Origin of the sequence: Pseudoclavibacter terrae (assembly GCF_008831075.1) — a bacterium.
Classification (GTDB): Bacteria; Actinomycetota; Actinomycetes; order Actinomycetales; family Microbacteriaceae; genus Pseudoclavibacter; species Pseudoclavibacter terrae.
Genome location: NZ_WBJX01000002.1, coordinates 420,804 through 436,178 on the forward strand (window position 1 = coordinate 420,804; position 15,375 = coordinate 436,178).

A 15,375-nucleotide genomic window follows, 5' to 3' on the forward strand; every position below is an offset into this window, starting at 1 on the left:
CTTGCGTGGGGTGGGAGGTGCTTCTGGAGGTGGAGCGGACGCCTATTCGGCGGCCAGGATGTCGATCACGAAGACGAGGGTGCGCCCCTGCGTGGCCGAGGCGTTCAGCGGGCCAGGCTGGGAGGCGAGCCGCTCGGGTGGGAGGACCACGACGAGCTGCGAGCCGACGGGGGTGCCGACGATCTCCTCGCTCAGCCCGAAGAGGCCATCGGTGGCCGCAGTCGTGAGCTGCAGGACGTTGTTGCCTGGGGTCCAGGTCGATGCGACCTGCTCCCCGGTCGTCCAGTCGAACGCAGAGAGCTGCATCGTGACGAGCTGTCCTTCGGCGACCGGGGAGCCATAGCCCTCGATGCGGACGTGCCGTTTGGGTGCGGCTGGCGGGTCCTGCGCTGGCATCGTGACGCCAGGGGTGCCGTTGGGTGCGGTGACGACTGCCGGGATGCCGTCAGCGGGGGCCGCGATCCGGCCGCCAGCACTCGATGGGTAGACATCGAGCACGTCGGCGATCGCGACGATCGTCATGGCCGGGTCGACACCGACCGACGTGGCGGCTTCGCCGAAGAGGACGCTCGCGGGCATGACGGCGACGACGCGCTCGCCCGTCTGCGAGCACTCGATGGCCTGGGCCAGACCCGGGAAGGTGTTCGCGATCGTCGCGACGCTCGTGGGCGCTGCGCTGCCGGTCTCGCTCGCGACGGTCGGGCTGTAGGGAACCAGCACCTCTCCGTCCGCACCGTCGAGCAGCTCGAAGTTGGCTCGCACCACGCCAGATGAGGTCACCGGGTCGCCGGTTCCCGTTCCATCGCGGGTCGTCTCGAGCGCCGTCACGGAGAGCGGGTGTGCGAGCGCCGCTCCGCTCAGCTCGCCGAACGCGCCGTCGGCCGACACGCTCGCCGAAGCCGCGCCGTCGACGCCGGGCAGCTCGCAGGCGTCCGCGTCGAGCTCGCTCTCAGGCCACGTCACGCAGCCGGTCAGTGCGACGGCGACGGCCGCGGTTGTCAGGGCGGCTCCCGCGAGTCGGGTACGTGTGCGCATCATTCGCTCTCTCCCTCGGTCTCCGTGCTGGTGGCGGGAGCATCCGTTGCCCCTGCCGCGTCGGGGGCCTGATCGCGCCCCTTCTCGGCGGTGATCGCCGCGCCGCGCTGGGCCAGCCGAGCGCGCTTGCGGAGCACCTTGTCGCTCACCTGACGGTCGCCGAGCGAGCCGGGCGTCCAGATCTCCACATCCTCATCGCTGAAGTCGGACTTGGAGGCCCGTCGCTTGAGGTTGGGGAGGATCGCGCCGTCCGCGAGGCGGCGGGCCGTCAGCAGGAAGCCGGTGTGCGCGATCATCCGGTGGTCTGGACGCACCGCGAGGCCTTCGACGTGCCAGCCTCGCACCATCGTCTCGTCGGCGCTGGGGTCGGTGAACAGACCCGTCGCACGGATCGCCTCGGCGACGCGCGACAGCTGCGTCACGGTCGCGACGTAGCAGAGCAGCACCCCACCCGGCTTGAGCGCGTCGGCGACGACGTCGAGGCACTCCCAGGGCGCGAGCATGTCGAGCACGGCGCGGTCGGCGGTCCCGTCCGCGTGCTGTTCTGGCAGCGCTTCGGCGAGGTCGCCGAGCACGAGGTTCCAGTTCTCCGGCTTCTCCCCCATCACGCTCACGACGTTGCCCTCGGCCACCTGGGCGAATTCCTCGCGGCGCTCGAACGAGGTGAGCGATCCGGTGCCGCCGAGCATGCGGAGGATCCAGAGCGACAGCGCCCCGGAGCCGACCCCGGCCTCGATGACGCGAGCACCAGGTCGGATGTCCGCCTTCGCCAGGATCGCGGCTGCATCCTTCGGGTAGATGATCGCTGCCCCACGCGGCATCGACATGACGATGTCCTCGAGCAGCGGACGCAGCGCCAGGTACTGGCCGCCGTCCGTCGCGGAGATCACGGAGCCCTCATCGACGCCGATGATGGTGTCGTGGTCGATCATGCCCTTGTGCATGAAGTACCGCTTGCCTGGCTCGAGGTAGAGCGTGCTGACACGCCCCTTGGGGCCGGTCAGCTGCACGCGGTCGCCTGCGCGGAAGGGTCCGCCGATGTCGGTCTCGGTCATAGCTGTGCTTCGCTTTCTGCGGGGGCGGCGTCTGCTGCCGTGTGTGCGTTCTCGCGCTGCGTCGTCTCGCGAGCGACCTGCTCGACGAGCTCGCCGAGCGTCTCTGGCGTGATGCCCTCGAGGGTCGCCGTGACGAGGTGCGCGTGGTGTGCTTCGAGTGTCTGCCCGTGCGGGATGCCGATGGTCGCGCATCCTGCGGCACGCGCGGCTTCGAGACCGCGGCGGGAGTCCTCGACGGCCACGCACCGCTCGGGCGCGACCCCGAGCTGCGCTGCGGCGCGCACGTACGGCTCCGGGTGCGGCTTGCCGTTCTCGACCTCATCCCCTGCGATGACGATCGCGAACAGAGGGGTGTCGAGGGTCGACACGACGGCGTCGGCGAGGACGCGCGTCGAATTCGTGACGAGTGCGTTCGGGACTCCCGCCGCGTGCAGAGCACCGAGCAGCTCGAGTGCACCGGGCCGCCAGGCCAGCTCGGCGAGGATGCTCGCCATGACGGTCGAGTTCATGTGGTCGACGATCTCGCCGGGCGCGAGGTCGACACCCAGGCGCGCGAAGAACTCCGATGCGTCTGCCATGCTCGACCCGACCATGCCGAGCTCCTGCTCCTCGGTGAGCGGAGGCAGTCCGTGGTCGGCGAGCAGGTTCAGCTGGGCTGTCTGCCAGTACTGCTCGGTGTCGACGATGGTGCCATCCATATCCCAGAGGACGGCGTCGGGAAGATTCGAAGGAGCCACGGGGCGACAGTCTACGGGGCGGCAGGCGGCCCACCGACGCCCGGCGCGTATCCTGGGACAACACTTCATGCATGGCGAGGAGCACGGTGACGGAACACAGCGAGGCCACCACACCATTCGCGCGGGGCCGACTGCTCGTGGTCGCACTGCTCGGCTGGAACGACGCGGGCGATGCGGCATCAAGCGCCGTCCGCGCACTGCAGGAGGCCATCGGCGCAGACCGTCTCATCGAGGACATCGACGACGAGTCGTTCTTCGACTACTCCATCCACCGGCCCGTGATGCGCGCGGGAACCGAGGGCGTCCGGAAGATCCAGTGGCCCAGCGTGTCCTTCAGCGGCACTCCTCTGCCGGAGGACGACAAGGCCGATCCCGCCGTCGAGAGCACGGAGCTGGCCGCCGATGCGGGTCTCTCTGTGAGCTCGGACAACGGCGAGAACGTGTTCGTGCTCATCGGCCCGGAACCCACGCTGCGGTGGCGGAGCTTCACGAAGCACGTCGTCGATCTGTGCGAGCGCGAGGGCATCACGCGCGTCGTGCTCGTTGGCGCGTTGCTGGCGGATGTGCCGCACACGCGCCCCATCACGATCTTCATGTCGAGCGATGACGCCGTCGTGCGCGAGGAGCTCGACATCGACCGCAGCGAGTACGAGGGGCCAACCGGCGTGCTCTCGGCGATCGGCGAGGAGGCACGCTCGCGGGGCATGCTCGTGCTCTCGCTCTGGGCCTCGGTGCCGCACTACGCGCACCACTCCCCCTCGCCGAAGGCGACCCTGGCGCTGGTGGACCGGCTGACCGAGATCGTCGACGTCTCAATCCCCCACGGCGACCTCGTCACCGAGTCCGCCGAGTGGGAGTCCGAGGTCACCGAGGCGACCGCGCAGGATGACGAGATCGCCCAGTACGTCGGCTACCTCGAGCGGACCCGTGACATGGTCGAGGCGCCAGAGGCCTCTGGCGAGGCCATCGCGCAGGAGTTCGAGCGCTTCCTCGAGCAGGCGGCCGACAAGAAGCCGCAGCCCGGCCCTGCAGCGTTCCCCACGGACCTCTCGGGGACCCCGCAGCGACCCATGGGCGTCGAACGACGGACCACTGCCGGTGACGATGGGGCCGAATCGGACACCGAGTCGAGGCCCGACGAAGATCCCGAGCGTGGCGATGGCGGAGCTGACGACCAGGACGCCGACGGCGGCCAGCAGGGTCCGGCCTAGACGGTCCCGCTCAGGCGGATGCGCGCTCGGCGGTCCGTCGAGCACGCACCCTTCCGCCGCTAGTCGGTCGTGAGGTCCAGCCCGAGCAGGGCGTCGACGAGCGCGACGACATCCGCGTCTCCCGCGGCAGGGGGCGTCGAGACCCACTCATCGACGATCGCGACGACGCGAGGGGTGTCGAGGTCATCGGCGATGGCGTCGCGCATCCGCTGGACGACGCTGTTCCGCTCAGGCGCCAGCGTGTCGTGAGATGCCCGAGCCGCGCGCTCCCGCCACTCCTGCAGGCGGACGTTCGAGCCCTCGAGCTCCTCGTCGGTCCACTCCCAGTCGCTTCGGTAGTGGTGCGAGAGCAGCGCGAGGCGGATCGCCCCGGGGGCGACCCCGGCCGCGGTGAGTCGTGAGACGAGCACCAGGTTGCCCAGCGACTTCGACATCTTGGTGCCGTCATAGGCGATGAGGCCGGCGTGCGTGTAGGCGCGCGCGAAGTTCGCCGGCGTCCCGTGCGAGTCGGCAGCGAGCAGCGACATGGCGTGCGCCGCGGACAGTTCGTGGTGCGGGAAGCGGAGGTCGCGCCCACCGCCCTGCACGGAGATCGGGGCACCGAGGGTCTTCGTGGCGATGACGGAGCATTCGATGTGCCACCCGGGGCGCCCGAGGCCGACGGCGCTCTCGAACGCTGGTTCGCCCGCCCGCGCGCTGCGCCAGAGGAGCGGGTCGAAGGGCCCGCGCTTGCCTGCCCGGTCGGGGTCGCCCCCGAACTCGAGGAAGGCGGCTTCCATCTCCGCGGCCGTGTACCCGGAGACATCCCCCATGTTCCAGTCGCTTGCGGCCTCCGCCGCGGCGACGTCGTAGTAGACGTCGCCCAACGGGGTGGTGGCGGCGGGCTCGGCATCTGCGGCGATGTCGACCCGGTACGCGAGCCCCGCCTCGATGAGCGCCGCGATGGCGGCGCCCGTCTCCTCGATGCTGTCCTGCACGCGCACGTAGGCGTCAGGCGGCAGCACTCGCAGCGCGGCCATGTCGGACCGGAAGAGGTCGGTCTGCGACGCGGCGATGTCCTGCCAGTCGCGTCCAGTCTTCGCCGCACGCTCGAGCAGCGGGTCGTCCACGTCGGTGATGTTCTGCGCGTAGCGGACCTCGAGGCCCGCGTCGCGCCAGGCGCGTCCGAGGGTGTCGAAGGCGACGTAGGTGGCCGCGTGCCCCAGGTGCGTCGCGTCGTATGGCGTGATCCCGCACACGTACAGCGTGGCGATCCCGTCGGGGGTGATCGTGTCCTGGACGCGGCCGCTCGCGGAATCGAAGACCCGGATCGCACCACCGCCGCTGCCGGCTACCGAGGGGACTGCAGGGATGGGCCACGAGGGAACGGTTCGCACCGGAACATCCTATGTCGCGCCCCAGCCTTGCCCGGTCTGCGAGAGCGCGTCAGCGTGTCAGCGTCAGGCGGCGGCGCCGCCGGTCGGGTCCATGAGGCCGAACGACAGCAGGATGATGATGAGCGTGCCGAGCGCGATCCGGTAGACGACGAACGGGAGGAAGCTGCCCTTGTTGAGGTACGCCATCAGGTACTTGATGACGACGAGGCCGACGACGAACGAGATGATCGTGGCGATGATCGTGCCGACCACCGGTGCCTCGGCGCCTTCCGCCTCGCCGAACGCGGAGACGAGCTCGTAGAAGCCCGAGCCGAACACGGCAGGGATGGCGAGCAGGAAGCTGTACCTCGCGGCGGACGGCCGGTCGTAGCCCATGATGCGCCCCGCCGTGATCGTGCCGCCCGAGCGTGAGACGCCCGGGATCAGGGCGAGCGCCTGCGCGAATCCGTAGACGACGCCGTCTCTCGTGTTGAGGTCCTGGAGTGCCTTCGCGCGCTTGCCGAAGATGTCGGCGAGGCCGAGGATGACGCCGAAGATGATGAGCGTGAACGCGACGATCCAGAGCGACCGGAACTGATCTCGGATGAGGCTCTGGAGCAGGAAGCCGAGCACGACGATGGGAATCGAGCCGAAGATGATGAGCCACCCCATGCGCGCATCAGGATCGTTGCGCGGAACGCTGCCGCGCAGGGAGCCGAACCACCGCGAGATGATGCGCTTGATGTCGCCCCAGAAGTAGACGAGCACGGCTGCCTCGGTGCCGAGCTGGATGATGGCGGTGAAGGTCGCGCCCGGGTCCTGGACGCCGATCCACTCGCCCACGATGCGGATGTGCGCGCTCGAGGAGATCGGCAGGAACTCAGTGAGCGCCTGCACGAGACCGAGGATCACGGCGTCAAACCAGTTCATTGCCACTGCCTTTTCCGAGAGAGATTTCCAGCTGCGGGCCGCGGTGAGGTCACGTCGGGCCCGGCGCACGCTAACACGAAACCGGTGCCGACCGCGGAGGGCACCCCGCGTCGTGGGTGATGCGCCGGCCGACCGCGGTCGGACGAACCGAGCCGCGTGGGTGGGTGTCGCGACCTCGGCGCACCCCGGGTGCCGTCAGTAGCTGCGCAGGAAGTCGCCGAGCACCTTGCGGCCGAAGACCAGCGACTCCAGTGGGACCCGCTCGTCGACGCCGTGGAACATCGCGGGGAAGTCGATGCCCGCAGGCAGTCGCAGCGGCGCGAAGCCGTAGCCTTCGATGCCGAGCGTCGCGAGGGCCTTGTTGTCCGTGCCGCCTGAGAGGAAGTACGGGACCACGACCGCCTCGGGGTCGTGGCGCTGCAGGGCCGCTGTCGCCGCATCGACGATGGGGCCGGAGACGGGGGCCTGGGTGCCGATGCCGCGGAACACGGTCTCGATCTCGATGTCGTCGCCGACGATCGCCTGGATCTCCGCGAGCAGCTCGTCCTCGGCTCCAGGGAAGGGGCGCGCATCGATGGCGACGCTGGCCGACTCGGGGATCACGTTGTGCTTGTAGCCCGCGCTCAGCATGGTCGGGTTCGTCGTAGACCGGAGGCTGGCCGTGAGGAACCCGGACGCGCTGCCCGTCGCGAGCACGATCGCACCCGGCGTGGTCTCCTGCGGGTCCACGTCTAGGAGTCGCGCCAGCTCGGTGATCATGGACGTGGTCGTGTCGTTGAGCAGCACTGGCCACTCGTGCGAGCCGAGCTTCGCGATGGCCTGGGCCAGGCGCGTCACGGCGTTCTCCTCGGCAGGGATGACACGCGAGCCGTGTGCGGCCCGTCCCTTCGCGTGGAGGCGCAGCCAGAGGAGCGCCTTCTCCCCTGTCTGCAGCAGGTAGGCGCGCTTGCCGCCGACCGTGATCGAGTAGCCGCCGACCTCGGAGATCGCCTGGGTCGCGCCCGCGAAGAGCTCGGGGTGGTCGCGCGCGATGGGCTCGGAGCCGAACTGGCCGCCGTTCTCCTCATCGGCGAAGAACGCCAGCACGAGCTCGCGCTCGGGGAGCTCCCCCGCGCCGAGGATCTCCTCGACGGCGGTCAGGATCATGGCGTCCATGTTCTTCATGTCGACGGCCCCGCGCCCCCACAGGAGACCGTCCTTGATGACGCCCGCGAACGGGTCGACGCTCCAGTTGCCCGCCTCGGCCGGCACGACGTCGGTGTGCCCGTGCACGACCAGCGCCGGCTTCGCCGGGTTGCGGCCGGGGACCCGCGTGAAGATGCTCGGACGTCCCGGGGCGGCCTCGATCGTGGTCACGTCCAGCCCGAGAGCCGTGAGCCGTGCCTCCAGGTACTGCGCCGCCTGGGTCTCGCCCTTCGAGCGACCCTCGCCGTAGTTGGTGGTGTCGAGGCGGATGAGGTCCTGGGTCGTCGTGACGGTCGGGTCGAGTTCGAGGGAGTCAGCCATGCCCCAACGCTACCGCCGAGAAGTACCCCGACGACGCCGCGCGACGCGCCCGGGATGCACGCATTCTCGCCTCGATTCGCGTTTCGCCGGAATCCTGGTAATGTTTCTCCTCGTGCTCAACAGCACAACCTGCGCGGGTGGCGGAAATGGCAGACGCGCTAGCTTGAGGTGCTAGTGCCCGTATTAGGGCGTGGGGGTTCAAGTCCCCCCTCGCGCACAGGTTGAAAGGCCCGGGAGTTTTCTCCCGGGCCTTTCGTGTTTCTCCGTGACGACACCGCTTCTCCGGAACGACACCGCTTCTCCGGAACGACACCGTGGTCCGACTCCCTGACTCCGCACGTAGCGAGGTGCCGCGGAGCGAAACACTCGGCAACCTTCGCTTGCGAGGAAGCGCTCGTCGCGTGACGCTCGGTGTTGGCCCATCCCCCGTCATCCCAGGAGTGCACCCGTGTCAACTGAACCGACATCGCTCGTGAACCACGCGCAGATCGACCAGACGGAGCTCTCCGAGAGCTTCCGATCGCTCTTCCGCCAGCATCCCTCCGGCGTCGCGGTCCTCACGGCGCAGAGCGACGCCGGTCCGGTCGCGATGACGATCACGTCGCTCACCTCGGTGAACGCGTCGCCAGCGCTCGTGGCCTTCTCGCTCTCCAAGGCCTCGTCGGCGACGCCGGGCATCCTCCGGGCCCAGAGCGTCCTGGTCCACTTCATCGACGAGGCGTCGCTGTCCGTAGCCCAGGTGGCCGCCACAAGCGGCGTCGACCGCTTCGCGGACCGCGACAGCTGGAGCTACCTGCCGAGCGGTGAGCCGCACTACAGCGCCGTGCAGCGGTGGGCGCGAGGGCGCATCCGCAGCACGCTCGACGTCGACGGCGCGGTGCTGGTCGTCCTCGACGTGCTCGAAGCGCGCGACGATCGAGCGGGCTCCGAACACGGAGGCGCAGGAGTCGTGTACCGGAACCGCATCTGGCACGAGCTCGGCGCACCACACAGCTGACAGGCTGGAGAGGACCCTTCCGGTAGTTTGGGGATGCAGGACACTGACGAGCGATTCGCCCGTCGACTGCGTCGATGCTCACAGACCGAGAAGGACCTCCTCGAACCATGCCCGGCCTCGCAACCGCCCTCCTGCACGCCGCCAGCTCAGGCGGCGCCGTCGAAGAAGCTTCGGGCGGGTTCTTCGGCGTAATCTCCGACTGGGCCATCGACATCATGGGGACGATCGGGGCTCCGGGAGCCGGCCTCGCGGTCGCGCTCGAGAACCTGTTTCCACCCATCCCGTCCGAGATCATCCTCCCCCTCGCCGGCCTCGCCGCGCACCAGGGCAAGTTCTCGGTGGTCGAGGCGATCATCTGGACCACGATCGGCTCGGTCGTCGGCGCCTACGCGCTCTACTGGCTGGGCCGCTGGCTGGGTCACAACCGCATGGTCTGGCTCGCCCGGAAGATTCCACTCGTCGACGCCGCTGACGTCGTCAAGACCACGAACTGGTTCAAGAAGCACGGCAGGAAAGCAGTGTTCTTCGGCCGCTTCCTGCCCATCTTCCGCAGCCTCATCTCGATACCGGCCGGCATCGAGCGCATGCCCGCACTGCAGTTCGGGCTGCTGACGCTCGCCGGCTCCGCGATCTGGAACACCATCTTCGTCATGGCCGGCTACCTGCTCGGCGATGCGTGGGAGCAGATCCTCATCTACGCGGACGCGCTCAAGTACCTCGTGTACGCCCTCGTCGCGGGTGCCATCGTCTGGTTCCTCGTCGTGAAGATCCGTGGACGCGTGCACCGGGGTGGACACTCCGCGTAGCGCTTCCCGCCCTGGGTTCGCGAATGGACGCCCACCGAGGTGGGCGTCCCTTCACGTCTCAGGCGCGCATGCGTCGCCGCAGGACGTCGATGCGCGCCTGGATCTGCGACACGGTGGCCTGGCCGACAGCCGGACCTCCGCAGCTGCGGCGCAGCTCCGCGTGCACGATGCCGTGGGGCTCCCCCGACTGCTTCGCGTAGACGGAGACGAGACTGTTGAGCAGCGTCCGCTGCTCCTTCAAGGTCCGGTGCAGCGCCTGCGGCGGCGCCGGGGCCGGCGGCCCGGCCTTCACGCGCGATTCCTGGATGCGTCCCTGCTTGGCCTGCCGCTGTGAGAGCACGGAGCGCACCTGGTCTGCGTCGAGGATGCCAGGCAGGCCGAGGAACTCGAGCTCCTCCTCGCTGCCGACCTCTGCCGCGTAGCCGAAGTCGCCGCCGTCGTAGAGCACCTTGTCGAAGAGCGCCTCGCTGGAGATCGCCTCGAAGGTGAACTTGCCCAGTTCGTCTGAGGTCTTGTCCGGCCGCTCGGCGGCCGCCATCATGTCCTCTTCCGGGGCCCTGGAATCGTCGGCGTCCGCGAGCCGATCGAGCGCGTGGTTGCGCTCCATCTCCAGGGCGTGCGCGAGCTTGGTGAGCTGCGGCACGCTCGGCACGAACACCGTGGCCGTCTCGCCCTTCTTGCGGGCACGCACGAAGCGGCCGATGGCCTGCGCGAAGAACATCGGCGTCGACGCGTTGGTGGCGTAGACACCCACGGCGAGTCGCGGCACGTCGACGCCCTCGGACACCATGCGCACGGCGACCATCCACCGCTCATCGCTCGCCGAGAACTCGGTGATGCGGTCCGACGCGCCCTTGTCGTCGGACAGGATGAGCGCGGGCTTCGTGCCGGTGATCGTCTTCAGGATCGCCGCGTACCCCTTGGCCGCCGCGTGGTCGGTCGCGATGACGAGGCCACCCGCGTCCGGCACCTCCTGGCGCACCTCGCTGAGGCGCTGGTCTGCGGCCTGCAGGACCTGGGGGATCCACTGCCCCTCGTGGTCGAGGGCGGTGCGCCACGCCTGCGAGACGATGTCCTTCGTGTTGTCCTCCGCGAGGCCGGCCGACATCTCCTCGCCCTGCGTGTCGCGCCAGCGCACGTTACCGGCGTAGGACATGAAGAGCACGGGGCGGACGACGCCGTCCTCGAGCGCTCGCCCGTAGCCGTACGAGTAGTCGGTGAGGGAGGTGCGGATGCCGTCCTCGTTGGGCGCGTACGTGACGAACGGGATGGGCGCGGAGTCGGAGCGGAACGGGGTGCCCGTGAGCGAGAGGCGTCGATCGGCATGGCCGAACGCCTCCCGGATCGCGTCACCCCAGCTCAGCGCGTCTCCACCGTGGTGGACCTCGTCGAGGATCACGAGCGTGCGACCCGACGCCGTCAGGTGGCTGTGCACGCTCGGCTTCATGGCGACCTGCGCGTACGTGACGGCCACTCCGTGGAACTGACGCGAATGGATGCCCTGGTTGTTGCCGTACCGGGGGTCGATGCGGATACCCACCCGAGCCGCGGCTTCCGCCCACTGCGTCTTGAGGTGGTCGGTCGGGGCGACGATCGTGATGCGGTCCACTGAGCGCCGCTGGAGGAGCTCGGTCGCGAGTCGCAGAGCGAACGTCGTCTTCCCAGCGCCCGGCGTCGCCGATGCCAGGAAGTCTCTTGGCTCGCTCTCGAAGTACACGTCGAGGGCCTCGGCCTGCCAGGCTCGGAGCCTGCCCGCGGTTCCCCAGGGTGCTCGCTGCGGGAAGGAGGGCGAGAGGTGCTCGGCCGCGAACGTGCCGACCTGGTGACCGTAGCGGGTGCCGTCGTGGCTGGAGGAGTGCGTTTCCTGGACGGCCTCGCGTTCGGTCATAGCTGCGTCGAGTTCCTTTCATGCATCAGGCAGGGTCAGCCCGTCGGTGGTCGTCCGTCAGTGGCTGGTTGGTGGGTCTTGAATGGGGCCGAGGCGGTGCCCGGCATGCAACCGGCGCACGGCGCGCTCGTTGGACGGATGCAGCCCGCCAGCGAGCACGTCTCGCAGCAGTCGCGCGAGCTCATGTCCGGAACGGTAGCCGCTGCCTCCGACAATCCCGAGCGCAGCATGCGTCGTGGCGGCCGCGGCCGCGACTGCCTCGTACTTCGCCATCGTCAGGCGCGCGAACCAGGTGTCACCGTGCGGTGCTCCCTCGTCGACATCGCGTGCGATGGACTCAACGAGGGTACGCGCTGCGAGCTGTCGAATGCTCATTCTGGCGATTTCCTCTCGAACCTGCACGTCGTCGGCGAGCCGCATCCCTCCCTGGGTCGAGCTGGTCCGGTGCTTCGCGGCGTCGACGGCCAGCTCGAGGGCCCTGTCCCCGATACCGACGTAGCAGGCGGCGACCAGCAGGAGGAAGTTCGAGTGCACCGCGAAGATGTGCGGCTCGCCGTTCGGTCCGACGGGGAGGCGGGCGATGACACGGTCGGCCGGGATCAGCGCGCCGTCCAGTGACGTCGAGCAGCTCTGCGTGGCCCGCATCCCGAGCGTGTCCCAGTCGTCGTGGATGCGCACGCCGTCGTCATCCCGGCGCAGCACGCCGTGCACGAGGGCGGGCTCCGCACCGGTGTCGTCGCGTCCGAAGGTGACGAGCCTCGTCCAGACGGGCGAGAGCGACGTGAAGATCTTCATGCCGTGCAGTCGGTAGCCGCCGCCCTGCTCAGGCTCCGCTCTGACATTCGAGTCGTAGAGAACGGCGTCGTTGCCGATCTCGGAGATCGCGAGCGCGTACGTCTCCCCCGCGACGATCTCGCGCAGCATCCAGTCGAGGCCATCGTCGTCGGATTCGTGCCGCGCGCGGGCGACGCCCGCCACGACGTGGTGCATGTTGACGGCAAGGGCCGTCGCGGGTGCCGCGGCCGCGAGACGCGCCTGGCACCTCACGGCCTGCTCGAGCGTGGCGCCGGTGCCCCCGAAATCGCGGGGAACCAGCAATCGCAGGTAGCCCTCTTCGCGCAGCGCCTCGAGGTCGTCGGTCGGGAACGAGTTCTCCGCGTCGTAGCGGCTCGCGCGCTGGTTGAGCACCTCGAGCAGCTCATCGGCCAAAATGGATCTCGGGTCTGAAGCTGGCATGCTGACCACGGTACTCGCCAGGGCTTCGACCACCAGCAGGAAGTCTCAGCCGGCGAGGGCTTGGTCTTCAGATCCGATCGAGGAGAGCAGCAGCGAGATGTCAGAACGCGAACTCATTCCCTGGAGCCGGTACGTCGCGATCGGCGATTCCTTCACCGAGGGGGTCGGCGATCCGGAGCCGACCGCACCCGGCGGCCTCCGAGGCTGGGCCGACCGCGTGGCCGAGGAGCTCGCCGCGCATCGCACCGACTTCGCCTACGCCAACCTGGCCATCCGCGGGCGACTCCTCGACCAGATCGTCGAGGAGCAGCTGGGGCCGGCCCTCGAACTGAAGCCCGACCTCGTGACCGTCTCAGCGGGCGGCAACGACATCATCCGCCCGGGCGCCGACCCTGACGCCATCGCGGCGCGCTTCTCGCGGCTCGTCGGGTCGCTGCGCGAGTCAGGTGCGACCGTCGTGGTCTTCACCGGGGTGGACACGAAGTTCGCGCCCGTCTTCTCGTCCATGCGCGGCAAGATCGCCATCTACAACGAGCACGTCCGCGGCATCGCCGAGTACCACGACTGCATCGTCGCCGACCAGTGGGCGCTTCGCTCGATCCAGCGGCCAAGCATGTGGGTCAGCGACCGCCTGCACCTCAACTCCTACGGACACCACGAGGTGGCGCGCATGGTGCTCGCGGCGCTCAACGTCGAGAACGACCTCGTCGCCATGCAGCCGGCACCCGCACGGCCGGCGAGGTGGCGCGAGGCGAGGGCGCAGGACATGGTGTGGGCGAGGCAGCACCTCGTGCCGTGGGTGCTGCGTCGCCTCCGGAACGAGTCGTCCGGAGACAACGTGATCGCCAAGCGCCCGTTCGCGGAGCCCTTCTCCTTCGGAGCGGACGCCGCTCCCCCTATCCCGTGAGCGCGTAGAGCGCGACCGCGCTCGCCGCGGCGACGTTCAGCGAGTCCACGCCGTGGAGCATGGGAATCGTGACCGTCGTCGTCGCGGCGCTGAGGGCGCCCCGGCTGAGACCATCCCCCTCCGTGCCCAGCAGGATCGCGGTGCGCTCCGGTCTGCTGGCGGCGTAGTCGCGGAGCGACACCGCGTCGTCATCGAGGGCCAGCGCGGCGACATCGAAGCCGGCTTCCGCGAAGAGCGTCGCCGCGTCCGGCCAGGCTGGCAGCCGAGTCCACGGCACCTGGAAGACGGTCCCCATGCTGACGCGCACGCTCCTGCGGTACAGCGGGTCCGCGCACTCCTGGGTCACGAGGACGGCGTCAGCACCGAGGCCCGCCGCCGCGCGGAAGACAGCGCCGACGTTCGTGTGGTCGACGAGGTCCTCGAGCACGACGACCGTCTTCGCGTCAGCCAGGAGCTCCGCCGGATCGCGCAACGACGGCCGGTGCATGGAAGCGAGCGCGCCCCGGTGCATGCGGAACCCGGTCAGCTGCTCGAGCTGCTCGCTCGACCCGACGTACACGGGGACATCTGGGAACCGCTCGAGCAGCGGCTCGACGGTCGGCAGCCACTGCTCCATGAGCAGGAGCGACCGTGGAGTGTGACCGGCCCGCAAGGCGCGCTCGATGACCTTCGGCGACTCGGCGATGTACAGGCCACCCTCCGGCTCGAGGCGACGACGCAGGGCCACATCGGTCAGCCGGGAATAGTCGTCGAGTCCAGACTGTTCGAGTGAGCGGACGGATGGGGTCGCACGTGGCCAATCGGTCGACTGGAGAGGGGTCAGACGCATGGAGGCAATCCTGTCAGAAGCGGACGCGGCGAGGGCCGCTCGGACGCGGGCGGAGGGCCTCGCCCGCGCTGCCGACCTCCTGTCGGATCGCACCTTCGCGGTGCTGACGGGCGCGGGGCTCTCGACCGACTCCGGCATCCCGGACTACCGTGGTGACGGCAAGGCGCCGCGCATCTCCCCCATGACGATCCAGCAGTTCATGTCGGACGAGGCGACTCGTCGACGCTACTGGGCGGGTGCCGCCCTGGGCGCCGCCCGGTTCTCCGGCGCGGAACCAAACGCCGGGCACCTCGCGCTCGCCGAGCTCGAGCGCCACGGGGCCGCCGCGGGGGTCGCCACCCAGAACGTGGATGGCCTGCACCTGCGGGCGGGGAGCCGCAACGTCGTCGAGCTGCACGGCAGCATGCGCACGGCGAGCTGCACGCGCTGCGGCCACGAGATATCGAGAGCTGCCCTGCTTGCCGACATCCTGGCGTCCTCCCCCGGCATCGCCGAACTCGCGGCGGACGCCAGCAGCCGGCCCGACGGCGACGCCGAGGCGAGCGGTGCAGAGATCGACGAGCTTCCCTCGTGCCCGGTCTGCGGGGGCATCCTGCAACCCGACGTCGTCATGTTCGGGGACGTCGTGCGCCCGTCCGTCGCCGAGCGCGCCCGCCAGCTCGTCGACGAGGCCGATGCGCTGCTCGTCGCGGGGACGTCGCTGGTCGTCAACACCGGGCGGCGGCTCGTGCACCGCGCCGCCGCGGCGAAGAAGCCGGTCGTCCTGTTCAACCGCGGTGACGCCGCGATCGGCCACCTGGCCTCCGTGTACGTCGAAGGTGGCACCTCCGAGTCGCTCGTCGACCTCGCGGGCAGACTCACCTCCGACTCCTAGGCACCCGCG

Annotated in this window: 14 protein-coding genes and 1 tRNA gene; 6 read left to right on the plus strand and 9 right to left on the minus strand. The window is 69.6% G+C overall.

The genetic code is table 11. The features are described 5' to 3' along the window. Positions 1 to 42 precede the first annotated feature (42 nt). The 3 genes from F8O03_RS08200 to F8O03_RS08210 are packed head-to-tail and all read right to left on the minus strand — an operon-like array spanning position 43 to position 2,827. On the minus strand, positions 43 to 1,038 hold the full coding sequence (locus F8O03_RS08200) for an FKBP-type peptidyl-prolyl cis-trans isomerase (protein WP_151423429.1): 996 nt from the start codon (positions 1,036 to 1,038) through the stop codon (positions 43 to 45). Beyond that, complete coding sequence (locus F8O03_RS08205; RefSeq protein ID WP_151423430.1) at positions 1,035 to 2,090, minus strand: tRNA (adenine-N1)-methyltransferase; 1,056 nt, start codon at positions 2,088 to 2,090, stop codon at positions 1,035 to 1,037. The genes F8O03_RS08200 and F8O03_RS08205 overlap by 4 nt, the downstream gene beginning before the upstream one ends. Then, positions 2,087 to 2,827: an HAD family hydrolase gene (locus F8O03_RS08210; protein ID WP_167516521.1), complete on the minus strand. Its 741-nt coding sequence runs from the start codon at positions 2,825 to 2,827 to the stop codon at positions 2,087 to 2,089. The genes F8O03_RS08205 and F8O03_RS08210 overlap by 4 nt, the downstream gene beginning before the upstream one ends. Positions 2,828 to 2,913: 86 nt before the next feature. On the opposite strand from F8O03_RS08210, the gene F8O03_RS08215 reads away from it, so the two are divergent. Next, positions 2,914 to 4,038, plus strand: coding sequence for a proteasome assembly chaperone family protein (locus F8O03_RS08215; RefSeq protein ID WP_244296069.1), 1,125 nt, complete (start codon positions 2,914 to 2,916; stop codon positions 4,036 to 4,038). A 59-nt stretch (positions 4,039 to 4,097) separates the two neighbouring features. On the opposite strand, the gene mshC is transcribed toward F8O03_RS08215, so the two are convergent. The 3 genes from mshC to F8O03_RS08230 all read right to left on the minus strand — a co-directional run bounded on the left by mshC (position 4,098) and on the right by F8O03_RS08230 (position 7,829). Beyond that, on the minus strand, positions 4,098 to 5,414 hold the full coding sequence (gene mshC, locus F8O03_RS08220; RefSeq protein WP_151423433.1) for a cysteine--1-D-myo-inosityl 2-amino-2-deoxy-alpha-D-glucopyranoside ligase: 1,317 nt from the start codon (positions 5,412 to 5,414) through the stop codon (positions 4,098 to 4,100). A 63-nt stretch (positions 5,415 to 5,477) separates the two neighbouring features. Then, positions 5,478 to 6,323 (minus strand): undecaprenyl-diphosphate phosphatase, encoded by an 846-nt coding sequence (locus F8O03_RS08225; RefSeq protein ID WP_151423434.1) that lies wholly within the window; start codon positions 6,321 to 6,323, stop codon positions 5,478 to 5,480. A 195-nt stretch (positions 6,324 to 6,518) separates the two neighbouring features. Further along, positions 6,519 to 7,829: a M20/M25/M40 family metallo-hydrolase gene (locus tag F8O03_RS08230; RefSeq protein ID WP_151423435.1), complete on the minus strand. Its 1,311-nt coding sequence runs from the start codon at positions 7,827 to 7,829 to the stop codon at positions 6,519 to 6,521. A gap of 131 nt (positions 7,830 to 7,960) precedes the next feature. Here F8O03_RS08230 and F8O03_RS08235 point away from each other — a divergent pair. From F8O03_RS08235 to F8O03_RS08245, 3 genes are all read left to right on the plus strand, one after another. Further along, positions 7,961 to 8,046, plus strand: a tRNA-Leu gene (locus F8O03_RS08235). A gap of 231 nt (positions 8,047 to 8,277) precedes the next feature. After that, positions 8,278 to 8,826: a flavin reductase family protein gene (locus F8O03_RS08240; RefSeq protein WP_167516522.1), complete on the plus strand. Its 549-nt coding sequence runs from the start codon at positions 8,278 to 8,280 to the stop codon at positions 8,824 to 8,826. A 107-nt stretch (positions 8,827 to 8,933) separates the two neighbouring features. Beyond that, entirely contained in the window at positions 8,934 to 9,632 is a 699-nt protein-coding gene (locus F8O03_RS08245; RefSeq protein ID WP_151423437.1) for a DedA family protein, read from the plus strand. 58 nt (positions 9,633 to 9,690) lie between these two features. Here the strand turns inward: F8O03_RS08245 and F8O03_RS08250 are convergent, their stop codons facing one another. Then, positions 9,691 to 11,520, minus strand: a complete 1,830-nt coding sequence (locus F8O03_RS08250; protein WP_104311891.1) for a DEAD/DEAH box helicase — start codon at positions 11,518 to 11,520, stop codon at positions 9,691 to 9,693. 57 nt (positions 11,521 to 11,577) lie between these two features. Next, entirely contained in the window at positions 11,578 to 12,756 is a 1,179-nt protein-coding gene (locus F8O03_RS08255) for an acyl-CoA dehydrogenase family protein (RefSeq protein ID WP_151423438.1), read from the minus strand. Between the two features lie 97 nt (positions 12,757 to 12,853). On the opposite strand from F8O03_RS08255, the gene F8O03_RS08260 reads away from it, so the two are divergent. Further along, a complete protein-coding gene (locus tag F8O03_RS08260) occupies positions 12,854 to 13,663 on the plus strand; it encodes an SGNH/GDSL hydrolase family protein (protein WP_151423439.1) in 810 nt (269 codons plus the stop codon). Here the strand turns inward: F8O03_RS08260 and F8O03_RS08265 are convergent. Further along, positions 13,653 to 14,492 carry a TrmH family RNA methyltransferase gene (locus F8O03_RS08265; protein WP_151423440.1) on the minus strand — a complete coding sequence of 280 codons (840 nt, stop codon included), beginning with the start codon at positions 14,490 to 14,492 and terminating at the stop codon, positions 13,653 to 13,655. The two genes, F8O03_RS08260 and F8O03_RS08265, sit on opposite strands and share 11 nt — an antisense overlap. Between F8O03_RS08265 and F8O03_RS08270 the strand changes: the two genes are divergently transcribed. After that, on the plus strand, positions 14,491 to 15,366 hold the full coding sequence (locus F8O03_RS08270; RefSeq protein WP_151423441.1) for a Sir2 family NAD-dependent protein deacetylase: 876 nt from the start codon (positions 14,491 to 14,493) through the stop codon (positions 15,364 to 15,366). The two genes, F8O03_RS08265 and F8O03_RS08270, sit on opposite strands and share 2 nt — an antisense overlap. The last annotated feature ends 9 nt before the right edge of the window (positions 15,367 to 15,375 follow it).